The sequence below is a fragment of the Bacteroides sp. 224 genome, assembly GCF_010500995.1.
GTDB lineage: Bacteria > Bacteroidota > Bacteroidia > Bacteroidales > Bacteroidaceae > Bacteroides.
Genome location: NZ_QVMK01000002.1, coordinates 205,552 through 228,688 on the forward strand (window position 1 = coordinate 205,552; position 23,137 = coordinate 228,688).

Below are 23,137 nucleotides of genomic sequence, written 5' to 3' on the forward strand. Positions count from 1 at the left end.
TTTTATTTAGCACTTTCCTTCATCGCCTTAATAATGGCAGAAGTAAACCCTGCATGCTCCAACTCATTAATGCCCTTAATGGTAAGGCCACCCGGAGTAGTTACTTTGTCTATTTCAACAGCAGGATGAGTGTCATTATTTAGAATGAGCTCGGCGGCTCCTTTTAATGATTGGGCAACCATCTTCATGGCGTCTTTCGGATATACACCCATCTCTACTCCTGCCTGCAAGCCTGCTTGTATATACTTTAAGGCATACGCAATACCACAAGAAGTCATAGCTGTAGTAGCGGGAATCTGTTTTTCGGGTATCAGCATAGCCAAGCCTAATTCATTGAAAAGATTCAGCAGAATTTGTTCCTGTTCAGATGTGGCATTCATAGAAGCAATCAGCGTCATGCTTGCCAACTCTGAAATGGCTGTATTGGGCACCAACCGAAAGAGAGTAGCCACAGGGTCTGTCCAATCGGCAAGGTCGGACAATGAAATTCCGGCAGCTACCGAAACTATGATTTGCTTATCTACCTTGAATTGCAGATTACTAATCACTTCTTTCATTAACCAAGGCTTCACGGCTATCATAACGATATCTGCATCCGCAATAGCTTCTTGGTTATCGCTGATTGTTTGAATATCTTTATTAAACGCAGTTAGTTTGTCAAGGTTTGCTTTAGACGGATCGGATACCGTTATATCGGCAGCTTTCACCAACGTTCCTAAGGTAAGTCCACGAGCGATAGCCCCTCCCATATTTCCGGCTCCGATTATTGTAATCCTCATAAATACGCGTTCTTTAGTTTAAACAGGATTTCAAAGATAATAAGAATTGATCGGCCTCTTCTATAGTAAGACAAAGAGGTGGTAATAAACGTATCACATGAGTTCCGGTTGCACCTGTAAACACCTTATAATCAAACAGCAAACGTTTACGTAGTTCTTTAACAGGTTCGTCGAATTCCAACCCAATCATAAGTCCTTTACCACGTACATCTTTGATTTGAGGTATTTTCTTCAACTCCGTCATTAAGTACTCGCCTACTTTGGCTGCATTATCTACAAGGTTTTCTTCTTGCATTACATCAAGCACAGCCAATGCTGCGGCACATGCCAAATGATTACCGCCGAATGTAGTACCCAACATTCCGTAAACCGGCTTAAACATCGGGCTGATTAACACTCCCGACAAAGGAAAGCCATTACCAATTCCTTTAGCCACAGTGATAATGTCTGCTTTAATATTGCTATATTGATGAGCAAAGAACTTACCTGTACGACCGTATCCACTTTGAATTTCATCCAAAACAAGAATTGTTCCGGTTTCGGTGCAAGCCTTACGCAGTTCTTGCATAAACTCGTTGGAAGGAATACGAATACCACCTACGCCCTGTATGCCTTCTATGATTACAGCACAAACGTCTCCTTTGGCTAATTCGGCTTTCATTGCTTCTACATCATCCAATTCTAAATAGGTAACATGCCCATTGGCATTGATCGGAGCTATAATCTTAGGATTATCTGTAGCCTCTACAGCAAGCGACGTACGTCCGTGAAATGATTTACAGAAGGATACAACTCGCTTGCGCCCGTTATGGAAAGAAGCCAGTTTCAGTGCATTCTCATTTGCCTCCGCACCCGAGTTTACCAGAAACAATGAATAATCATCGTATCCGCAAATAGGTCCTAACTTTGTGGCAACTTCCTGTTGCAGTTTGTTTATTACTGAATTGGAATAGAATCCCAACTTACTTACCTGCTCACTAATCATTTTTACATAGTGCGGATGAGAGTGACCGATAGAGATCACAGCATGTCCGCCATAGAGGTCGAGGTATTGGGTACCGTTTTCATCCCACACCTGGCAGTACTCTCCTTTTACTATGTTGATATCAAATAATGGATATACGTCGAATAAATTCATAAAGCCTCACCCCAGCCCTCTCCAAAAGAGAGGGGGAAGAACCGTGCGGTTCAGGGGATTTTTTAATTGTTAATAATAATAGTATTTTAAATTCTAATGCCTCTTAACTATGCACTGCATCGTCTTCCTCCCTCTCCTTTGGAGAGGGTTGGGGAGAGGCTTTTTAGAATGCGCTTGGTTTCAACTGTAATCCTACAGTTTCCTCCAGATTAAACATCAGATTCATATTATGAACAGCCTGCCCCGAGGCTCCTTTCAGCAAGTTGTCAATGCAGGAGATGATTAATAATTTATCGCCTTGTTTTTCCAGATGAAGTAAGCACTTGTTGGTGTTTACAACTTGCTTTAGGTCTATATTCTTTTCTACAATGTGCACAAAAGAATCTTTCTCATAATATTCTTTATACATACGGACAAGTTCGTCCAATTCCACTTTGCTCTTTACAATGATTGTGGTAAAGATACCGCGGGCAAAGTCTCCTCTATAAGGGATAAATACGATGTCCGAATTAAAGCTGTTTTGCAACTGCTTGAGCGATTGCTTTATTTCGGGAATATGTTGGTGAGTGAATGGTTTATAAACACTCATATTATTATTCCGCCAACTGAAATGAGTGGTAGCTCCCGGCTTTACCCCTGCCCCTGTACTACCAGTAATGGCATTTACGATGATTTCATCATTCAGCATCAGGTGTTTTGCCAATGGCAGCAGCCCCAGCTGAATGCTTGTAGCAAAGCATCCCGGATTGGCCACATACTTGGTTTTACAGATAGCACGACGATTCAATTCGGGCAAACCGTAAAGGAACTCATGATCTTCTCCGGCTATGCGGTAATCCATAGAAAGGTCGATAATCTTCAGATTCTCCGGGATGTTATGACTATCCATAAACTTACGGGTGTCTCCGTGAGCTGTACAGAAGAACAAAACATCAATCGTATCTAAAGGAAGTTCATTGGTGAAAACCAAATCACATTCACCATAAAGTCCGGTATGTACATCGGTAATCTTATTACCTGCGTTACTGCTACTGTTTATAAATACGATCTCGGCATCAGGATGATTAATTAATAATCTGATTAGTTCTCCTGCTGTATAACCTGCACCGCCTACTATTCCTACTTTAATCATAGTTTGTTGTTTTTCTTTTGATTTGCATAATAGACTCGTAACGGAGTAGAAAGAATCTTGGTAAATCCTTTGGCATCTTCCGAAGTCCATCCTTTTTGTACTTCACCATATTCACCCAGTTCGTTCTTCACTAAATCATAAGCAGAATCAACACCTACTAATGTATAGCTATAAGGACGCAAGATGATGCTTACAGTTCCGTTCACATTGCGTTGAGAGCTTTCCAACATGGCTTCAATATCTCTCATTACAGGTTCCAGGTATTGTGCTTCGTGCAGGAACATGCCGTACCAGGTACCTACCTGATCTTTCCAATACAATTGCCACTTGCTTAATGTATGCTTTTCGAGCATTTTATGGGCATTGATAATCAGCAAAGGTCCGGCAGCCTCAAAGCCTACGCGTCCTTTCAATCCGATGATGGTATCGCCAATATGCATATCGCGACCAATACCGTATTTGTTGCCAATTTCTTCTACTTTATTGATAGCCTTTACCTTGTCGGTAAATACTTCTCCGTTTACGGCATGTAGCTCTCCTTCTTTAAATTCAAGTTTGAGTTCTTCTGTTCCCGAAGCAACTACTTGGCTTGGATATGCCTCTTCCGGCAAAGTTTGATCGCTATTCAATGTTTCTTTTCCACCAATAGAAGTTCCCCACAATCCTTTATTGATAGAATACTCCATCTTTACGAAGTCGGCTTCGAAACCGTGTTCGCGTAAGTAGTTTATTTCGTATTCACGAGTAAGAATCATGTCACGGGTAGGAGTAATGATTTCGATTCCGGGAGCAAGCACTTCAAATGTTAAGTCGAAGCGTATTTGATCATTACCGGCTCCGGTACTTCCGTGAGCAATGGCATCTGCTCCGATTTCTTTAGCATACTCGGCAATACCTATGGCTTGGAATATACGTTCCGAGCTTACCGAAATAGGATATGTACCATTACGCAAAACATTACCAAAGATCATGTATTTGATACTTTTCTCATAATAATCTTGTGTAACATCCAATGCCACATGTTTTACGGCACCCAGTTTATATGCTTTTTCTTCAATTACTTTCAGTTCTTCTTCGCTAAAACCACCGGTGTTAGCAAGAGCTGTATATACTTCATAATCTTTGTCTTTCGACAAGTACATGGCGCAAAAGGAGGTATCTAAACCTCCGCTGAATGCTAAAACTACTTTTTTCTTCATATTGGTAAAATTAGAGCCTCTCCCCAACCCTCTCCAAAGGAGAGGGAGAATGGAGTTGTGGCTTATATTATTTATATTTCTTCTTTTTCTTCTTCCTCCCCTCTCTTTCGGAGAGGGGCCGGGGGAGAGGCCGGATCAAAAAGCATAGCAGTACAAATACAGTAACGCCTATCGGTACGCATGAGCACATCATGATTGACACAACCCTCGCAACCTTTCCAGAAAGACTCATCGTCTGTCAACTCCGAGAAGGGTACGGGTACGTATCCAAGCTCTGTATTAATCTTCATCACAGCTCCTCCGCTGGTTAGCCCAAACAGTTTGGCATGTGGCCATCGTAAGCGAGAAAGGGCGAATGCCGCTTTCTTTATTCGCTTTGCCAATCCGTGCCCACGAAATTTTTCTACTACAATAAGCCCGGAATTGGCTACGTATTGTTTATTCCCCCAACTTTCGATATAACAGAAACCTGCAAATTCATCGCCGGCAAGGGCTATAATTGCTTTCCCTTCTTTCATTTTCTGTGCCAAATACTCATGTGTTCTTTTGGCAATTCCTGTACCTCTTACCTTCGCGGCTTCGGTTATTGTGTTAAGTATGGTGTCCACGTAAATTTCATGGGAGGCATCGGCCACCATTACATCAATTGAATCTTTCATTTACATTCCTTGTTATAAAATGGAACCCTTTAATTTATTTATTATGCATTATAAAACTCAGACAATTCTCAACAGAAACTCTGCTTGTATTTTCTTTCAACACCAATAGGATAGTATCATCTCCTGCAATGGTGCCAATAATATCTTTACAGTCGCGGTTATCAATATCATAAGCAATGCTGCTTGCGTACCCCGGGCGGGTTTTTATGACAGCTAAGTTGCCCGAAAACTGCAACGAAATAAAGCCGCTGTTCATCAGCATATCACGGGTAGACGATTGTTCTGTATTCCGCTTATACATTATATCGTTAGGCAATACATATACATACTTCCCGTTCATACTGGCAGCTTTGGCTACTTTTAGTTGTTTCAGATCGCGGGAAAGAGTGGCTTGCGTTAGCTCAAACCCTTCATTCATAAGTTCCTGCAACAATTCTTCCTGAGAACTGACTTCTTTGCTGGAAATAATAATTTTGATAGTATCTAATCGATCCGCTTTCTTCTTCATGTCGTATAATTATTCCAAATAGACTGCAAAAGTATGCATTATTTCATAGATTTATGCATAAAACAGCTCTTTTTTTGAGTTTTTATGCCATATTACATTCTTTATTGTATCTATAATGCCGCATTAAAGCTATTCTATTAATGAGTACAGTACCTCTGTGTTTATCCTTAATTCTATTAGATTCGTTTATAAATCGAGTATTTTTGTCTACTTTTGCAGGCGTTTACCAAAACAAACGTGTTTTGGAACAAATTTTCATGTGAGGGGTGCCCTAAAATAACGGGCTGAGATCATACCCATTGACCTGATCCGGGTAATACCGGCGGAGGGAAGATATAGAAAAGTACCCCTTTTCTGTTTAACAAAAAAACTTATCGAAAATGAAAAGGAAAGCAGCGATGCTAATGAGTCTTTGTTGTGTAGGAATACATGTATACAGCCAAAGTTCCTCTAAAGACAGTGTAAAGATGGTGAATCTTCAGGAAGTAGTTATATCTACACGAGCCACTTCCAAGACTCCCGTAGCATTTACAAACGTGAGTAAAAAGCAATTGGAGAAACAAAACTTCGGGCAGGATATCCCCTTTCTGCTTACTGCCACCCCATCGGTATTAACTACTTCGGACGCAGGTTCAGGAGTTGGCTATACAGGTATTCGTGTGCGCGGAACGGATGCTACCCGTATTAATATCACCACCAATGGCATTCCGATGAATGATGCCGAGAGCCATGCTATTTATTGGGTAAATACTCCCGACTTAGCTTCTTCTTTGGAAGATTTGCAGATACAACGAGGCGCAGGAACGTCTACCAACGGTTCGGGCGCTTTCGGTGCAAGCATTAATATGAAGACGCAGGGGATTCCTTCGAAAGCTTATGGAGAGTTTTCCGGCTCCTACGGTTCTTTCAATACACATAAAGAAACCTTTAAAGTAGGTTCGGGGTTAATAAACAATCATTGGGCATTCGATGCTCGTATCTCTAACATTCAGAGTGATGGATACAGGGATCGTGCTTCTTCGGATTTGAAATCTTACTTTGCACAGGCAGGATATTACGGTGAGAATTCAAGCATTAAGTTTATCACCTTTGGTGGTAAAGAGGAAACGTATCATGCCTGGGACGGGATAAGTCGGGAGAGGTTGAAGACAGACCGTCGTTATAACCCAAACGGAAAAATTAAAGATGGAAAGGTAGAGATGGGCTTTTATGATAATCAGTTAGATCATTATAAGCAAACTCATTATCAGTTGCTCTTTAATCATTCTTTCTCTTCTGCATGGAACATGAATGTAGCTCTGCATTATACAGATGGAAATGGTTATTACGAAGAATATAAAAATGACCGGACACTGAAAGAATATAGTCTTCTTTCTTATATAATAGATGGAATTAACTATGACAAAAGCAATCTGATACGCCGCAAGCATGTAGATAGTGGATTTGGTGGAGGTATTTTCTCTTTCAATTATAAAAACAACAGACTGGATGGCTCTATCGGCGGAGGCCTCAATCATTATAAGAATGATCACTACGGACAAGTAATCTGGGTAAAAAACTATATCGGATACCTTGCTCCCGATCATGAATATTATCGTAATAAGGGAGAGAAGTTGGATGGTAATATCTATGCCAAAGCCAATTATGAATTAACAAAGGGCTTCAACCTTTATGCTGACTTACAGTATCGATCTATCAATTACCAAATAAAAGGAAATAATGATAAGTGGGATTGGAGCGCTGAACCTGAAAGGCCACAGCTCCTCGATATTGATAAGGACTTCAACTTCTTCAATCCTAAAGCGGGTGTTTTCTGGCAAATCAATCCAAATAATAATGTATATGCCTCCTTTGCTGTTGCCCAGAAAGAACCGACCCGCAATAATTATACAGACGGATTGTTTGATAAGCATCCCAAAGCAGAAAAGTTGTTCGATTACGAGTTAGGTTATACTTACCGGAACAGTTGCTTTACCGCAGGAATCAACCTTTATTATATGGATTACAAAGACCAATTAGTATTAAACGGAAACCTGAATGATATTGGAGAACCAATGGCCGAAAACGTAAAAGACAGTTATCGCATGGGTGTGGAGCTGACAGCAGGTGTTAAACTCACCGATTACCTTCGATGGGATGTGAATGCTACCTGGAGTAAGAATCGCATTAAGAACTACACCGAATATCTGAGCGATTACTCCGACAAAGGCAGTGAACTATATACACAGACTGAGCGGTATTTGGGTGATACTCCTATTGCTTTCTCCCCTTCCTTTATGGCAGGAAGCTTAATCAACTTTGAGTTATCGGGATGGAGTGCTTCTTTCCAATCGCAGTATGTGAGCCGCCAGTATTTAGATAATGCGGGGGATAAAGAAAACTCGTTGGATGCTTATTTTGTTAATCATCTGCATGCGGGATATACATTCAAGATCAGACATGTAAAGAGTATAACCGTAGGTGCCTCTGTTTATAATCTGTTCAACACCAAATATGAAACAAACGGATATTCACAGACGGCTGCTGTTTATCAGACAGATTCAAATGGGAACCCAACCAACAATTGGCGTGTTTCCAATGATCCATGTTTCTACCCGATGGCAGGAACCAATGTTTTATTTAATCTAACGCTTCGCTTTTAACGGATGGATTATTTAGAAATTATAGGAACGTTTGTAGGGTTGCTCTATCTTTGGTTAGAGTACAAAGCTAGTATTTACTTATGGATAGCAAGCATCATTATGCCTGCTATCTATATCTTTGTATATTATAACGCAGGCTTGTATGCAGATACAGGAATCAATGTATATTTCTTGTTGGCATCTGTTTACGGGTGGATCGTTTGGCTGAAAGGAAGTGGAAAAGAGAAAAAAGATAAGGCAGAGTTACCGATTACCTATATGCCATCAAAAACAATTCTTCCTCTTTCTGTTGCCTTCTTCATTGCTTTCTTTCTCATTGCATGGATATTAATTACTTATACAGACAGTACAGTACCTTGGCTTGACAGTTTTACGACTGCATTAAGTATTGTCGCCATGTGGATGTTGGCCAGAAAATATGTGGAACAATGGTTGGTGTGGATTGCAGTGGATGTGGTGAGTTGTGGGTTATACATTTATAAGGGACTCGATTATACGGCAGGGTTATATGGACTTTACTCGGTAATTGCTATCTTTGGCTACTTAAAATGGAGAAAAATGATGAAGGTGTAGAGCAATTCTAAAGATGAAGCCTATATTACTTTTAAACATAGATACGCGGAAGAAACGGAATAAGCGGATGAACGCGGAATTTTAATTTACTGAACTAAATAAATCCTGTTTGTTTGGATTTGCTTTATTATTATTCCGCGTTCATCCGCTCATTCTGCTTTTTCCGCGTACCCATAATACTTATTTTGCACTTAATATGATAAAACATTACCCACTTATATCCACAAAAACGATTCCCGAAACTGTTATTCTGGCCAATGGAGAATTCCCAACCCATTCTCTTCCTTTGGCTTTACTGAAACAAGCCAAATATGTAGTTTGTTGCGATGGTGCTGCTAATGAATATATAAAAAGAGGATTCATTCCCAATGCCATTATCGGAGATGGAGATTCGCTCTCATCAGAAAACAAAGATCGGTTTGCAGACATTCTTCACTTTAATAACGATCAGGAAACAAATGATCAGACGAAAGCAGTCAATTACTGTATTGAGCAGGGAAGAAAAGATATTATTATAGTAGGTGCCACAGGTAAAAGAGAGGATCATACCTTAGGAAACATCAGCCTGTTAATTGATTATATGGATGAAGTTCGGGTGCAGATGGTGACTAACTATGGTATTTTCAATGCCGTTTGCGGGAATGCAACTTTTGAATGTATACCTGAAGAACAAATATCCATTATTAACTTCACTGCTACCCGGATGGAAGGCGAAGGGGTTGCCTACCCACTTCGGGGATTTACTAACTGGTGGCAAGGCACACTGAACGAAGCTAAACAAGAGAACATTACCATTTGGGCCAATGGCAAGTATCTCTTGTTCAGGAATATAATTTAGAAGAAACTCTATTTTACGTTTAATAGATACTTCTTGAAATCTTCAAAATGCTTTGTCAGAGGCAAGCTCTTCTTCTCACCTTTCATGAATTCCTGTAGTTTGGCAGGTATTTCCACTTTATCTTCGATGATGCTTTCTACTGTCTCCAAGAATTTGGCAGGATGGGCTGTTTCAAGGAATACACCGGTTTCTCCTTCTTTCAATCCTTCCTGAAGGGCACGATAGCCACAAGCGCCATGAGGATCTAACAAATAACCGGTTTCTTTATATACATTCTTCACCGTTTCGCGAATCTGGTCGTCTGTATAAGTAGTGCCACTTATTTCGGCGGCAATTGCTTCGTGTGAGTTCTTGTATAAATCGAGTACACGAGCAAAGTTGCTGGGATCTCCTACATCCATAGCATTGGCAATGGTAGCAATGGAAGGACGCGGATTATATTTACCTGTTTGCAAATACTGATAGAAGATATCGTTCTTATTATTGGCTGCAATAAAGCGTTTTATAGGTAATCCCATTTGTTTGCCAAATAACCCGGCAGTTATATTACCAAAGTTACCGCTTGGAACACAAATAACGGCACTGCCTTCCTTGCCAAGCTTCTTTAACTGAGCATAAGCATAGAAATAATAAAAAGCTTGTGGCAGGAAACGAGCCACATTAATAGAATTGGCAGAGGTAAGCAACAAATGATCATTCAGCTCTTTATCCATGAACGCAGCTTTTACCAGAGCTTGGCAATCATCGAACGTACCTTCTACTTCTAAAGCTGTGATATTTTGTCCTAAGGTGGTGAATTGCTTTTCTTGTATCTCGCTCACCTTCCCTTTGGGATAGAGTACATACACATGAATACCGTCTACCCCCAGAAATCCGTTGGCCACCGCACTACCTGTATCTCCGGAAGTAGCAACTAACACATTCACGTTCTTTTGCCCCTGTTTTCTGATAAAGTAGCCCAATAAACGAGCCATAAAGCGACCACCTACATCTTTAAAGGCAAGTGTGGGTCCGTGAAACAATTCCAGTGAATAAATCGTATCGGTCACTTTCACTAAAGGAACATCGAAGTTAAGGGTATCATATACAATTTCTTTCAATACATCTGCCGGAACATCTTCGCCAAAGAAAGCATCGGCTACCCGGTAGGCTATTTCCTGAAAAGAATAGGTATCTATTTTATCATAAAACTCTTTTGGGAGGGGTTTAATGCTTTCGGGCATGAAAAGCCCTTTGTCGGAGGCCAATCCTTTGACTACTGCTTCTTGCAGGGAGGCTAAAGGGGCTTGCTGGTTGGTACTGTAGTATTTCATTGTTTTATCTTTTATTCACCACAGATTAACACGGATTTACACAGATTAAAAACTTAATTCAGAATAATAATCCGTGAAAATCCGTGTTAATCTGTGGTTTAATTATCCATAAATTCATTCATAAACTCATCTCCTTTCAGCAGCCCATACACTCCTTGCTTGGCTGCTTCTTCATTATACGCTTCCACACCATCTGCCTCAATACCCGGATACCAGATCAGGAAGGGAACCGGTTCTGAGGTATGGGTACGCAATTCGCAAGGGGTAGGATGATCGGGAAGAATGGCAATAGCCACGGGTTCACCCCAACCTTTCACGGCTTCATAAACAGGGCCGACTACCTGGCTGTCCAGATCTTCAATAGTCTTTATTTTAAGCGAAACATCTCCTTCGTGCCCGGCTTCATCGCTGGCTTCGATATGGAGATATACAAAATCTTCTGACTTTAACGCTTCCAATGCAGCGGCTACTTTATTCTTATAGTTCGTATCATAAAGTCCGGTAGCACCTTCTACTTCTACCTTACGCAAACCGGCATATCTTCCTATTCCTTGAATCAGATCGACAGCAGAGATTACTGTTCCGGATTTGATTTGCGGATAAGTACTCGAAAGTGGCTCCATCTGAGGACGATACCCCGGCGACCAAGGCCAAATACTATTAGCCGGGTCTTTGCCTTCTGCCATACGTTTCAGATTGATTGGGTGATTCTTCAGCAACTCTTGCGAACGTAGAATCAGTTCATTAAGCAGTCTGGCTGTTTCTTCGGCTTCGGGAACAATCGGTTTTATTAATAAAGGAGCAAATTCCTTACCGGGCACATCATGCGGAGGGGTACAAGTTAATTCTTTCTTGCCTCCTTTTACAACCAACAGATGGCGATAAGACACTCCGGGATGAAAAGTAACCGCTTCTGTACCCAACTCTTTTTGCAGATAGCTTATCAACTCCGCCGCTTCTTCGGATGTAATGTGTCCGGCAGAATGATTCTTAATCCGACCGTCTTCCACACAAATCAGGTTACAACGCATGGCTATTTCTCCGGGCAACACATCTACCCCCATGCTGGCAGCTTCGAGTACACCTCTACCTTCATATACTTTAGATAAGTCATACCCCAATACAGAAAGATTGGCAACTTCGCTCCCGGGATGAAATCCTTCGGGAACGGTTGCCAACAGTCCGTTGCGCCCCATACTTGCCAACATATCCATATAAGGAATATTGGCATGTTGAAGCAAAGTTTTGTTATTCAGAGATTTTACCGGCCAGTCGGCCATACCGTCTCCGAGAATTATTATATGTTTCATAATAGTTGAGAGTTGAGAGTTGAGAGTTGAGAGTTGAGAGTTACGATGCCGCATGGTAACTCTCAACTTTCAACTCTCAACTCTCAACTAATTTAAACGTTGGCAATACTCATAATATCTGCAAATACACCGGCGGCGGTTACACTGGCGCCTGCTCCGTATCCCTGAATCATCATCGGGTATTCTTTATAGCGTTCAGTGGTAAGCAGAATGATGTTATTACTTCCTTCCAGGTTAAAAAATGGGTGTTTGGAATCTACCTCTTGTAAAGAGACAGAACCTTTTCCGTTTTCAAACTTAGCCACAAATCGCCAGTGTTTGTTTTCGCTCTCCAATACTTTGCGACGTGCTTCAAAGTCGGCATCTAATTCCGGGATGCGTGTCCAGAAGTCATCCAATGTGCCTTCGAAGAAAGAATCGGGCACAAAGAGGTGTTTCTCTACATCTTCTTGTTCCAGTTTATAGCCGGCTTCACGGGCAAGGATTACCAGTTTACGGATTACATCCTTTCCACTTAGGTCGATACGTGGATCGGGTTCGGAGTAGCGTTCTTCCTGTGCCATCTTAATGGTTTTGCTGAAAGGAATATCCGCACTGATTTTATTGAAGATATAGTTTAATGTACCGGAAAGTACGGCTTCTATTTTTAATATCTTGTCGCCGCTGTGTATCAGGTCGTTTATTGTATTGATAATGGGTAGTCCTGCTCCTACATTGGTTTCAAACAAGTATTTAGCACCACGCTTTCGGGCTATCTGCTTCAATTCTATATAGTTGTCATATTCAGAAGAAGCTGCAATTTTATTGGCGGCCACCACCGAAATATTATGCTGCAAAAGGTCTTTGTACAACGAAGCAACGTCAGAACTGGCAGTACAATCTACAAATACGGAATTGAAGATATTCATTCCGATAATCTCATCACGAAGTATTTGCGGACTGCTATCCATGCCTGTTTTGTATAAATCTTCCTGATAGTTGTCGAGGTTGATGCCCGAGCGGTTAAATAAGCCTTTCACATTATCGGCAATACCTACTACATTAAGTACCAGTCCGTTTTCTTCCATTAACTTCTGACGTTGGCAACGTATCTGGTCGATTAGGCTTCCTCCTACAGTACCTGTTCCGCAGATAAAGAGGTTAAGCACCTGATATTCGGACAAGAAGAAGGAGTCGTGAATAACGTTCAGTGATTTGCGCAATGATTTCTCATCTACCACAAACGAGATGTTTGTTTCCGAAGCTCCTTGTGCACAAGCAATTACATTGATACCGTTGCGACCCAATGTGCCAAACAACTTTCCGGCAATACCGGGAGTATGCTTCATGTTTTCGCCTACAATAGCCACAGTGGCCAATCCTTTTTCCGCAGAGATTTCGGTAATCTCTCCCATCTCTATTTCTTTGGCGAACTCTTCGTTCAATACCTGACAAGCCAAATCTGCATCATCATTACGCACTCCGATGGAAGTACTGTTTTCCGAAGAAGCCTGAGATACAAGGAATACACTGATTCCGTTTTTAGCCAACGCACGGAATATACGGTAGTTTACACCGATTACCCCTACCATACCAAGCCCTTGTACAGTAATCAAGCTGGTATCATTAATAGATGAAATTCCTTTAATCGCTTTTCCTTCGCTATTGCCATTCTTTTGTATAATGATGGTTCCTTTTCCTTCGGGGTTGAAGGTATTCTTTACCAGAATAGGAATATTCTTATGGCAAACCGGATAGATTGTTGGAGGATATACCACCTTAGCCCCAAAGTTACAAAGCTCCATAGCCTCTACATAACTAAGCTCATCGATGGTATAAGCCGAAGAAATCACACGAGGATCGGCAGTCATAAATCCGTCTACATCTGTCCAGATCTCCAGAATAGAAGCATCAAGGGTAGCAGCAATAACGGCAGCGGTATAGTCCGATCCGCCACGACCCAGATTGGTTACATCGCCGGAAGTTTTATCCGACGAAATAAAACCACCAAGTACGGCAACCTTAGGCTTATTCTTAAAAGTTTCACTTATCAGTTGGTTCGATAGTTCTGCATCCAGAATATGTTTGGAGTGTTTCTTCTCTGTTTTAATAAAGGTACGCGAGTCGAACCATTGAGCATCCTTAATCAGTTCGGCTACAATGATAGACGAAAGTCTTTCGCCGTAACTAACAATGGTATCGGCAGTTTTAGGAGAGAGATCTCTAATCAGGTAAATACCTTGATAAATATCTTTAAGTTCGTTCAAGAGTTCTCCTACTTGCTTTTGCAGAACAACTTGCCGATCTCCGGCAGGGATCACCCCTTTAATCATTTCTACATGACGATAGACTATCTCTTGAAATTCCGTTTCGTAACCGGAATCGCCCGAAGCGGCTATTTTAGAGGTATTAATTAACTTGTCGGTTATTCCGCCTAAAGCAGATACAACTACAATAACCGGTTCTTTTACCGACTCGACTATTTTCTTTACGTTTAAAATGCTGTTCACGGAACCTACGGATGTTCCGCCGAATTTCATTACTTTCATATATTGGGTTTGAGTTTTTGAGTTTTAAGTTTGTAGTTTTAAGTTTGTAGTTTATAGTTTTGAGTTTGTAGGGTTGAGTTTATGGGTGGTGAGTTTTTTGAGTTTCCATTTACTTCAAAAACAGTTTACCCTCTAAACTATAAACTCAAAACTAAAAAACTTAAATGATTTTGTCTGCCTTTGCAAACGTGGATCACGTAGATACACAAGAACTTTCCTTAACCCCTAAGGGTCATGGTACATATACACATCGTCGTTGTAGTATGTGAGTAGTTCTTAATCATAATCTCTATTTCTACGCCTTTTAGATTGATAAGTGCTGCAAAAATACAAATAATTCTATTCATTCTATCACTTTTTGCGATTATTTTGCATTAAAAGCACATGAAAACAGAAGAAGGCAAAGAAAATAGCAACCTATAGTATTATCATTTTAACACCAAACAAATCAGGCACAAGCAAATGATCGGTTTATTTATTGACAATTTGAAACCGCGAACCAAAAATATTACTATCTTTGCAGGGAACAACATTCTTTTTCTTATGTGCCCTGAAAGTGCCTCAGTTTTATTAATATATACCGGCGGAACCATTGGGATGATTGAAAATCCAGAAACCGGTGCACTTGAAAATTTTAAATTCGACCAGCTCCAGAAATATATACCGGAGTTGCGCCGTTTCATTTTCCGTATAGATACTTATCAGTTTGATCCTCCTATGGACTCTTCGGATATGGAGCCGGACATGTGGAGCAGATTAGTTAAAATAATATTCGATAATTACGATAAATACAATGGCTTCGTTATTCTGCATGGAACAGATACGATGGCTTATACAGCGTCGGCTCTCAGTTTTATGCTCGAAGGTTTAAACAAGCCTGTTATATTTACAGGGTCGCAACTACCCATTGGAGTGCTTAGAACCGATGGAAAAGAGAACCTGATGACGAGTATCGAAATTGCTGCCGAACAAGATAAAGAAGGCAAACCCGTAGTGCCGGAAGTTTGTATATTTTTCGAAAACCATTTGATGCGTGGTAACCGGACAACAAAATTGAACGCAGAGAACTTCAATGCGTTCCGTTCTTGCAATTTCCCGGCTTTAGCCACCGCAGGCATACACATACGCTACAATCATTTATTCAACTACCCTAAGTCGTATAAGCAAACATTGAAGCCCCATTATAAGATGGATAGCAATGTAGCTATACTGAAACTGTTTCCGGGTATTCAGGAGGGTGTGGTAAAGTCCATTCTTAATATCGAAGGCCTGAAAGGAGTGGTATTAGAAACGTATGGTTCCGGAAATGCTCCGCAGAAGGAATGGTTCACTCGCCATCTTAGCGAAGCCAGCGAACGGGGTATTGTTATTGTAAACGTAACCCAATGCAGCGCCGGAAGCGTAGAAATGAAAAGATACAAAACTGGCTATCAGCTACTTAGATCAGGAGTAGTATGCGGGCACGACAGTACCACAGAGGCCGCCATCACCAAACTGATGTATCTGCTGGGAAAAGGTTACTCGCCCGGAGAAGTAAGACTACGAATGAATGAGCCGATGGTAGGAGAAATCACTATTCAGTAAATAAAGAACACACTGGGCGCAATGCTCACAACTAAAAAAGTCACATTTCTTCAACAAAAAAGCATAAACCTAAAGTATAGCGTTCGTTATAGCGACCCTATAACAATATATTGTAGTAGAATACTACTGATGATGATAAGAAGCAGAAGTAGAAAATAAATTTAGAAAAAAGGCCTACCGGCAACTGATTAAAATGCTACCGGCAATCGACCGAAATACTACCGACAGTTAACTGAAATGCTACCGGCAATCGAAATAGATGGAAGCAACAGAGAAAAAGGACGACAACACAAAAACACAACCTGCTTACAATCTGATACTTAGAAAATAATTCGAAAATTATCTCTCGAAAATGAGCGTTTTGTGCCATAACGCGCACTTTATGAGCTCAATTTGTTTTCTATTTCATACCTTTGCCTCACAATAATCACAAAATCGTAGTTTTGATTAAAAAACAACCCCAATGGCTAAAGAAAAAACCGTATATGTATGCAGCAACTGTGGACAGGACTCCCCGAAATGGGTGGGCAAATGTTCCTCTTGTGGAGAATGGAACACTTATGTAGAAGAGATTGTACGCAAGGAACCTTCCAAACTTCGTCCTGTGTCGGGTATGGAAACCACCAAAGCAAAGCCTATGATGCTGCGCGATGTGGAAGCAGGAGACGAACCACGCATCAATATGCACGACGAAGAGCTCAATCGTGTATTGGGAGGCGGGTTAGTACCGGGCTCTTTAGTATTGCTGGGAGGTGAACCGGGCATTGGTAAATCAACCCTTATTCTGCAAACAGTACTTCATATACCGGAGAAACGCATCCTTTATGTATCCGGCGAGGAAAGTGCCCGGCAGTTGAAGCTCCGTGCCGACCGCATTACTCATGCTTCGGACAATTGTTACATTGTATGCGAAACATCTTTAGAGCAGATTTATGTGCACATCAAGAATATTCGTCCGGAACTGGTGGTGATTGATTCCATCCAGACTATTTCTACAGAAGCCATTGAGTCTTCTCCGGGCAGCGTATCACAGGTACGGGAATGTTCGGCTTCTGTCTTACGGTTTGCCAAAGAAACGCATATTCCGGTTATCCTCATCGGTCATATCAACAAAGAGGGAAGTATAGCGGGTCCGAAAGTGCTGGAGCATATTGTAGACGCCGTTTTGCAGTTCGAAGGCGATCAGCATTATATGTACCGCATTCTCCGAAGCATCAAGAATCGCTTTGGGAGTACTGCCGAACTGGGAATTTATGAAATGCGTCAAGATGGACTCAGGCAGGTGAGTAATCCTTCGGAGTTACTGCTCTCTCAAGATCATGAGGGGATGAGTGGCGTAGCCATTGCTTCGGCCATCGAGGGGGTTCGTCCTTTCCTGATTGAAACACAGGCGCTTGTAAGTTCTGCGGTGTATGGAAATCCGCAGCGTTCGGCCACCGGGTTCGATATTCGTCGCATGAATATGTTGCTGGCTGTGCTCGAAAAACGGGTAGGGTTCAAACTGGCCCAAAAGGATGTATTCCTGAATATTGCCGGAGGGTTGAAGGTGAACGATCCGGCTATCGACTTAGCTGTAATCAGTGCCATCCTCTCGTCGAATATGGATACGGCCATAGAAACAGGGGTATGCATGGCAGGGGAGATTGGGTTATCAGGGGAGATTCGCCCCGTAAACCGGATAGAGCAACGGATTAGCGAAGCGGAGAAACTGGGATTCAAACAGTTTATATTGCCTAAGTATAATTTGCAGGGGCTGGATAGAAAGAAAATAAAGATTGAGCTGGTGGCGGTGAGGAAGGTGGAGGAGGCGTTTAGGTGCCTCTTTGGGTGATTTATTGTTCACCACAGATTAACACAGATTTCCACAGATTATTATATTAAAGATATGGCTATAGTAGATAAAGAAATAAATGATTTATCATATAAGATTATAGGGTGTGCATACAGGGTTCACAAGGAATTAGGTCCCGGATTACTGGAAAGTACTTACGAAGCATGTTTATGTTATGAATTAGAAAAAGAGAATCTCTTTTTTGAAAAGCAAAAAGAGCTGCCGGTTATTTACATGAATCAGAAACTTGATTGTGGATATAGAATTGACATTCTTGTTGAAAACAAGGTTATTATTGAACTAAAATCCGTTGACCAACTGCTGCCAATACACACTGCTCAAGTTATGAGCTACCTTAAACTAAGTAAACTACATTTAGGGCTGCTAATAAACTTCAACCAAACTAATTTACAACACGGAATAAGGAGATACGTACTATAAACTACTAAATTAATCTGCGAAAATCTGTGTTAATCTGTGGTGAACAAAACAAAAACAATTATGATACAAGAATACCAACTAAGAATCCTCCCCGAGCAAGCCGCCAGCGAACAGTCCATAACCTCCTACCTCATCCAAGAGGAAGGATTTAACAAAAAGGACATCACTGCCATCCGTATACTTAAACGTAGTATTGATGCTCGCCAACGCACTATCTATGTAAACATCAAAGTGCGTGTTTACCTGAATGAGATGCCTAAAGACGACGAATACCAACGCGTCGACTATAAAAATGTAGAGGGTAAACCTCAGGCAATTATAGTAGGTGCCGGCCCTGCCGGACTATTTGCCGCTTTGCGACTTATTGAGTTAGGCATACGCCCCATCATTGTGGAGCGAGGAAAGAACGTACACGACCGTCGTAAAGACATTGCCCTGATCAGCAGAGAGCATACGATAAACCCGGAATCGAACTATAGCTTCGGCGAAGGAGGTGCAGGTGCTTTCTCCGATGGCAAGCTCTACACCCGCAGCAAGAAACGGGGAAATGTAGAAAAGATATTAAACGTATTCTGCCAACATGGAGCCTCCACCAATATCTTGATAGATGCCCACCCCCACCTTGGCACAGACAAACTGCCCCGAGTCATTGAGAATATGCGAAACACCATTCTGCAATGTGGTGGTGAAATACACTTCGAAACAAGAATGGACAGGCTTATCATTCAGAAACAGAAAGTAGAAGGCATCGAAACCAACACCGGAAAAACATTCCTCGGACCTGTTATCCTTGCTACCGGACACTCTGCCCGGGATGTTTACCAATGGTTATACCACAACGATGTATTTATTGAACCCAAAGCCATCGCCGTAGGAGTACGTTTGGAACACCCTTCCGAACTGATAGATCGTATACAATACCATAATAAAGAAGGACGAGGCAAATACCTGCCTGCCGCCGAATATAGTTTTGTTACTCAGGTAGATGGTCGCGGTGTTTATAGCTTCTGTATGTGTCCCGGAGGGTTTGTTGTTCCTGCGGCAAGCCAACCGGAGCAGGTAGTGGTAAATGGTATGTCGCCCTCCAACCGGGGTTCTAAATGGAGTAACTCGGGCATGGTGGTAGAGGTGCATCCGGAAGATGTTGCCGAAGTAACAGGAGCCTTAACCATGATGAAGTTTCAACATGAGATAGAAAGACAAAGTTGGCTGCAAGGAGGCATGAAACAAACAGCACCTGCCCAACGAATGGTAGACTTCACCAGAAAGAAATTGAGTTTCGATTTGCCCGACAGTTCATACAGTCCGGGACTGGTATCTTCTCCCCTGCATTTCTGGATGCCGGAGTTTATCACCAAAAGGTTATCGACTGCTTTCACTCAGTTCGGTCGGAGTGCTCATGGCTTCCTTACTAACGAAGCTTTAATGATTGGGGTAGAGAGCCGCACTTCCTCTCCGGTACGTATCACGCGAGATAAAGAAACTTTGCAGCACATCAACATTAGTGGATTATTCCCTTGCGGAGAAGGAGCCGGATATGCAGGTGGAATTGTTTCGGCTGCCATAGATGGAGAAAGATGCGCGGAGAGCCTAAGTCATGGTTTACAATAATTCCAACCACCCAGCCTCTCCTTCGGAGAGAGCCGGGGAGAGGCTCGAAATAGCCATCATCACCCCCGACACCCTTTCTGCCATTGGTTTAAGGGAGTTATTAAAAGGTATCGACCCTATATGCATCGTTCGTATGTTCCCCAACTTCGGAGCATTTGCCGACGATACCCCCGACATGTACACCTGGTACTTTGTTTCTTCGCAAACTTATGTGCTTTACAATGCTTTCTTTCTGCCCCGCAAGGAGAAAACCATCATATTGATGCATGGCGTAGGCGGAACAGTGATACCTGCCGGCAATCATATACTAAACATCTTTCTGCCCGAACAGAAGATGCAAACAGAACTGGCGCGTTTCTTCGAAGAAAAGAAACCATTGCCCACCCCGGAAGAAGAGAAAGAGCTATCTGCCCGGGAAATAGAAGTGTTGGTGCTTGTCAGCAAAGGCTACATCAATAAAGAAATTGCCGATAAATTGAATATCAGCCTAACGACAGTCATTACACATCGCAAAAATATCACTGAGAAGTTAGGCATCAAATCTGTATCAGGACTTACCATGTATGCCGTAATGAATGGATATGTAGAAGCGGACAGAATATAATCCTCATAAATTAGGATTGTGTAGTTATTATAGTTATTGTTTCTTTGCAAAAGAAAATAATAAGCTAAATATAAATGAAAAAACCAGCTATTCTAATCGCCTTATCTTTCTTATTCACTGTCAACTTACTGGCAGAAGATCGTGACACTTTAAAAGTAGTAGACATTGAAGAAGTAATGGTGATAGCCTCGCCCAAAGAAAACAGAAAGTTGCGCGAGCAACCTGCCTCTGTTACCCTTCTTTCTCAACAAGACATGCAGGTAAATCAGGTAAATTCAATTAAGAATCTTACAGGACTGGTTCCTAACATGTTTATTCCCGACTATGGTTCTAAGATGACATCGGCTGTGTATATCCGTGGAATCGGTTCGCGCATCAACACCCCTTCTGTGGGGCTCTATGTAGACAATATCCCCTTTATTGATAAATCTGCTTTTGATTTCAGTTATGCGGATGTTGAACGCATCGACATCCTTCGCGGTCCCCAAGGAACTCTCTACGGGCGCAACACAATGGGAGGACTGATTCGGATACATACCAAGAATCCGTTCAACTACCAAGGAACAGATGTTCAGATAGAAGCAGCCACTCGCAATGGCTACAAGGCTTCCGTAACTCATTATCACCGTTTGTCGGATCAATTCGCATTCTCGGCAGGAGGTTTTTATGAGTATTCGGGAGGATTCTTCAAAAACAGTTTCAACAATAAAAAGATTGATAAAAGCGATGCAACCGGAGGACGTATCCGAGCGATCTATTTCCCTTCTCAAAACTTTAAAATAGATGCAACGGTGAATTATGAGTATAGCGATCAGGGAGGGTATCCTTATGCTTATACAGGAAGAGTCAATCCGGAAGATGATGACAAAAGGAAAGATTATATAGACAAAATTTCTATTAAAGATAATACTTACTATCGCCGTAATTTATTGAATGCCGGAGTAAATATGGAGTATCAGGCAAAAGATTTCACTTTAAATATGGTAACAGGTTATCAATACCTAAAAGACAATATGCTTCTTGACCAGGATTTCACCGAACGCGATATCTTTACCATGCAACAAAAGCAGCAGATAAATACCATTTCGGAGGAAGTTATATTAAAATCTAAATCCGGTCGTAAATGGGAATGGACTACCGGGGCTTTCGGGTTTTATCAATGGCTGAAGACAAATGCACCTGTTACTTTTAAGGAGGAAGGTATAAGGACTACTATCGAGGAGAATGCAAACAGCAAATTCCCAAACAGTCCGGCTGCTCCTACAATGATTTTTAGTGTGAACAATTCACAATTACCTATCCGAGATGATTTTAAAACTCCTATATTGAATGCGGCTATTTATCATCAATCTACTATTAACGATTTATTCATCAAAGGGCTCTCTTTTACAGCCGGACTAAGATTAGATTATGAAAAGATTAAAATAGACTACGATTGCGAAAGCGATCCACTTGACTTCAATTTTAGTATGCAGATGCCCGGAGCCCCCTTCCCTACTGTTGACACTATGGAAGCTCCTACAACATTGAAAGGAAAAGCAGATCATGACTATATGCAACTATTACCCAAATTTTCCCTTCAATATGAATGGAAGAAAAACAATAGTATTTACTTTACTGTATCCAAAGGATATCGCTCGGGTGGCTATAACGTACAGATGTTCTCGGACTTAGTATCCCAGGAAATGCGTGGTTCTATGAAAACAGCACTAATGGAAAGTAATAAATTCAACAAGTATGCAGCCATGATTGACAAAATGATGCCTGCCGTAAAGATTGACCCGGATACTGCATCTATCTATAAACCAGAACATACATGGAGTTACGAAATAGGTTCTCATCTTACCTTCTGGGGAGGTCGCTTGCAGGCAGACCTGGCTGCTTTCTACATGGATACCAAAAACCAACAGATATCTCAATTTGTAGAATCCGGATTAGGTCGCATCACTGTCAACGCCGGTAAAAGCCGTAGCTATGGAGCAGAGGTTGCTTTAAGAACCATTCTTTCCGAAGCATTGAGCTTTAATGCCACGTATGGATATACCCGTTCTACTTTCAGAGAATATAATGCAGGAAATGGCATTGACTATAAAGGAAACACAGTGCCCTTTGCCCCCAAACACACATTTAATGTTGGCGGACAGTATACAGCTAACCTTACTTCCTGCAAGCTGTTAGATCAAATTCAGTTCAACTTGAACTATGCCGGCGCCGGACGCATTTACTGGACAGAACAAAATGATGTCAGCCAATCCTTCTATGGTACACTAAATAGCAGACTGGCATTCAACAAAGGAAATGGTCAGATTGCCTTCTGGGCACAGAATATATTGAATAAGAAATACGATGCTTTCTACTTTGAAAGTATGGGCAACGGATTTGCACAAAGAGGACGACCTGTACAGGTGGGGGTTGAGGTGAGGTGTAGGTTTTAGGACCAAAGAATT

At 41.6% G+C, this 23,137-nt stretch carries 18 protein-coding genes and 1 riboswitch; of the genes, 9 read left to right on the top strand and 9 right to left on the bottom strand.

Annotated features, from left to right (window positions below):
• Nucleotides 1–2 precede the first annotated feature (2 nt).
• The 6 genes from proC to argR all read right to left on the bottom strand — a co-directional run bounded on the left by proC (nucleotide 3) and on the right by argR (nucleotide 5,415).
• Nucleotides 3–779, bottom strand: a complete 777-nt coding sequence (proC, locus tag D0T60_RS02245) for a pyrroline-5-carboxylate reductase (RefSeq protein ID WP_163216517.1) — start codon at nucleotides 777–779, stop codon at nucleotides 3–5.
• A 13-nt stretch (nucleotides 780–792) separates the two neighbouring features.
• The gene (locus D0T60_RS02250; RefSeq protein ID WP_163216518.1) at nucleotides 793–1,917 is read right to left on the bottom strand and encodes an aspartate aminotransferase family protein; all 1,125 of its coding nucleotides are present in this window, start codon (nucleotides 1,915–1,917) and stop codon (nucleotides 793–795) included.
• 163 nt (nucleotides 1,918–2,080) lie between these two features.
• The gene (gene argC / locus D0T60_RS02255; protein WP_163216519.1) at nucleotides 2,081–3,049 is read right to left on the bottom strand and encodes an N-acetyl-gamma-glutamyl-phosphate reductase; all 969 of its coding nucleotides are present in this window, start codon (nucleotides 3,047–3,049) and stop codon (nucleotides 2,081–2,083) included.
• On the bottom strand, nucleotides 3,046–4,248 hold the full coding sequence (locus D0T60_RS02260) for an argininosuccinate synthase (protein ID WP_163216520.1): 1,203 nt from the start codon (nucleotides 4,246–4,248) through the stop codon (nucleotides 3,046–3,048). Before D0T60_RS02260 ends, argC begins: the two co-directional genes overlap by 4 nt.
• 71 nt (nucleotides 4,249–4,319) lie before the next feature.
• Nucleotides 4,320–4,907, bottom strand: a complete 588-nt coding sequence (locus D0T60_RS02265; protein ID WP_163216521.1) for a GNAT family N-acetyltransferase — start codon at nucleotides 4,905–4,907, stop codon at nucleotides 4,320–4,322.
• A 34-nt stretch (nucleotides 4,908–4,941) separates the two neighbouring features.
• The gene (gene argR / locus D0T60_RS02270) at nucleotides 4,942–5,415 is read right to left on the bottom strand and encodes an arginine repressor (RefSeq protein ID WP_163216522.1); all 474 of its coding nucleotides are present in this window, start codon (nucleotides 5,413–5,415) and stop codon (nucleotides 4,942–4,944) included.
• A 252-nt stretch (nucleotides 5,416–5,667) separates the two neighbouring features.
• A riboswitch (TPP riboswitch) is annotated at nucleotides 5,668–5,764 on the top strand.
• 31 nt (nucleotides 5,765–5,795) lie between these two features.
• On the opposite strand from argR, the gene D0T60_RS02275 reads away from it, so the two are divergent.
• The 3 genes from D0T60_RS02275 to D0T60_RS02285 all read left to right on the top strand — a co-directional run bounded on the left by D0T60_RS02275 (nucleotide 5,796) and on the right by D0T60_RS02285 (nucleotide 9,468).
• Nucleotides 5,796–8,057 carry a TonB-dependent receptor gene (locus tag D0T60_RS02275; RefSeq protein WP_163216523.1) on the top strand — a complete coding sequence of 754 codons (2,262 nt, stop codon included), beginning with the start codon at nucleotides 5,796–5,798 and terminating at the stop codon, nucleotides 8,055–8,057.
• Between the two features lie 3 nt (nucleotides 8,058–8,060).
• A complete protein-coding gene (pnuC, locus tag D0T60_RS02280) occupies nucleotides 8,061–8,630 on the top strand; it encodes a nicotinamide riboside transporter PnuC (protein WP_163216524.1) in 570 nt (189 codons plus the stop codon).
• A 196-nt stretch (nucleotides 8,631–8,826) separates the two neighbouring features.
• Nucleotides 8,827–9,468, top strand: coding sequence for a thiamine diphosphokinase (locus D0T60_RS02285; RefSeq protein WP_163216525.1), 642 nt, complete (start codon nucleotides 8,827–8,829; stop codon nucleotides 9,466–9,468).
• Between the two features lie 8 nt (nucleotides 9,469–9,476).
• Here D0T60_RS02285 and thrC read toward each other — a convergent pair whose 3' ends face one another.
• From thrC to thrA, 3 genes are all read right to left on the bottom strand, one after another.
• Complete coding sequence (thrC, locus tag D0T60_RS02290; protein WP_163216526.1) at nucleotides 9,477–10,781, bottom strand: threonine synthase; 1,305 nt, start codon at nucleotides 10,779–10,781, stop codon at nucleotides 9,477–9,479.
• 98 nt (nucleotides 10,782–10,879) lie between these two features.
• Nucleotides 10,880–12,091 (bottom strand): cofactor-independent phosphoglycerate mutase, encoded by a 1,212-nt coding sequence (locus tag D0T60_RS02295; protein WP_163216527.1) that lies wholly within the window; start codon nucleotides 12,089–12,091, stop codon nucleotides 10,880–10,882.
• A gap of 92 nt (nucleotides 12,092–12,183) precedes the next feature.
• Complete coding sequence (gene thrA, locus D0T60_RS02300) at nucleotides 12,184–14,619, bottom strand: bifunctional aspartate kinase/homoserine dehydrogenase I (protein WP_163216528.1); 2,436 nt, start codon at nucleotides 14,617–14,619, stop codon at nucleotides 12,184–12,186.
• Between the two features lie 543 nt (nucleotides 14,620–15,162).
• Between thrA and D0T60_RS02305 the strand changes: the two genes are divergently transcribed.
• From D0T60_RS02305 to D0T60_RS02330, 6 genes are all read left to right on the top strand, one after another.
• Nucleotides 15,163–16,203: an asparaginase gene (locus D0T60_RS02305; RefSeq protein ID WP_163216599.1), complete on the top strand. Its 1,041-nt coding sequence runs from the start codon at nucleotides 15,163–15,165 to the stop codon at nucleotides 16,201–16,203.
• 463 nt (nucleotides 16,204–16,666) lie between these two features.
• Nucleotides 16,667–18,034: a DNA repair protein RadA gene (radA, locus tag D0T60_RS02310; protein WP_163216529.1), complete on the top strand. Its 1,368-nt coding sequence runs from the start codon at nucleotides 16,667–16,669 to the stop codon at nucleotides 18,032–18,034.
• A gap of 54 nt (nucleotides 18,035–18,088) precedes the next feature.
• On the top strand, nucleotides 18,089–18,475 hold the full coding sequence (locus D0T60_RS02315) for a GxxExxY protein (RefSeq protein WP_163216530.1): 387 nt from the start codon (nucleotides 18,089–18,091) through the stop codon (nucleotides 18,473–18,475).
• 60 nt (nucleotides 18,476–18,535) lie between these two features.
• Nucleotides 18,536–20,086: an NAD(P)/FAD-dependent oxidoreductase gene (locus D0T60_RS02320; RefSeq protein ID WP_163216531.1), complete on the top strand. Its 1,551-nt coding sequence runs from the start codon at nucleotides 18,536–18,538 to the stop codon at nucleotides 20,084–20,086.
• Nucleotides 20,073–20,690 (top strand): response regulator transcription factor, encoded by a 618-nt coding sequence (locus D0T60_RS02325; RefSeq protein ID WP_163216532.1) that lies wholly within the window; start codon nucleotides 20,073–20,075, stop codon nucleotides 20,688–20,690. Before D0T60_RS02320 ends, D0T60_RS02325 begins: the two co-directional genes overlap by 14 nt.
• Nucleotides 20,691–20,764: 74 nt before the next feature.
• Nucleotides 20,765–23,125 (top strand): TonB-dependent receptor, encoded by a 2,361-nt coding sequence (locus D0T60_RS02330; RefSeq protein ID WP_163216533.1) that lies wholly within the window; start codon nucleotides 20,765–20,767, stop codon nucleotides 23,123–23,125.
• The last annotated feature ends 12 nt before the right edge of the window (nucleotides 23,126–23,137 follow it).

Bases quoted from the DNA above. Each gene is read 5' to 3' on its own strand.
- D0T60_RS02285 (WP_163216525.1), top strand. From the start codon at position 8,827: ATGATAAAACATTACCCACTTATATCCACAAAAACGATTCCCGAAACT.
- D0T60_RS02315 (WP_163216530.1), top strand. From the start codon at position 18,089: ATGGCTATAGTAGATAAAGAAATAAATGATTTATCATATAAGATTATA.
- D0T60_RS02330 (WP_163216533.1), top strand. From the start codon at position 20,765: ATGAAAAAACCAGCTATTCTAATCGCCTTATCTTTCTTATTCACTGTC.
- D0T60_RS02260 (WP_163216520.1), bottom strand. From the start codon at position 4,248: ATGAAGAAAAAAGTAGTTTTAGCATTCAGCGGAGGTTTAGATACCTCC.
- D0T60_RS02320 (WP_163216531.1), top strand. From the start codon at position 18,536: ATGATACAAGAATACCAACTAAGAATCCTCCCCGAGCAAGCCGCCAGC.
- D0T60_RS02275 (WP_163216523.1), top strand. From the start codon at position 5,796: ATGAAAAGGAAAGCAGCGATGCTAATGAGTCTTTGTTGTGTAGGAATA.
- proC (WP_163216517.1), bottom strand. From the start codon at position 779: ATGAGGATTACAATAATCGGAGCCGGAAATATGGGAGGGGCTATCGCT.
- radA (WP_163216529.1), top strand. From the start codon at position 16,667: ATGGCTAAAGAAAAAACCGTATATGTATGCAGCAACTGTGGACAGGAC.
- D0T60_RS02265 (WP_163216521.1), bottom strand. From the start codon at position 4,907: ATGAAAGATTCAATTGATGTAATGGTGGCCGATGCCTCCCATGAAATT.
- thrA (WP_163216528.1), bottom strand. From the start codon at position 14,619: ATGAAAGTAATGAAATTCGGCGGAACATCCGTAGGTTCCGTGAACAGC.
- D0T60_RS02295 (WP_163216527.1), bottom strand. From the start codon at position 12,091: ATGAAACATATAATAATTCTCGGAGACGGTATGGCCGACTGGCCGGTA.
- argR (WP_163216522.1), bottom strand. From the start codon at position 5,415: ATGAAGAAGAAAGCGGATCGATTAGATACTATCAAAATTATTATTTCC.
- argC (WP_163216519.1), bottom strand. From the start codon at position 3,049: ATGATTAAAGTAGGAATAGTAGGCGGTGCAGGTTATACAGCAGGAGAA.
- D0T60_RS02305 (WP_163216599.1), top strand. From the start codon at position 15,163: ATGTGCCCTGAAAGTGCCTCAGTTTTATTAATATATACCGGCGGAACC.
- pnuC (WP_163216524.1), top strand. From the start codon at position 8,061: ATGGATTATTTAGAAATTATAGGAACGTTTGTAGGGTTGCTCTATCTT.
- thrC (WP_163216526.1), bottom strand. From the start codon at position 10,781: ATGAAATACTACAGTACCAACCAGCAAGCCCCTTTAGCCTCCCTGCAA.
- D0T60_RS02325 (WP_163216532.1), top strand. From the start codon at position 20,073: ATGGTTTACAATAATTCCAACCACCCAGCCTCTCCTTCGGAGAGAGCC.
- D0T60_RS02250 (WP_163216518.1), bottom strand. From the start codon at position 1,917: ATGAATTTATTCGACGTATATCCATTATTTGATATCAACATAGTAAAA.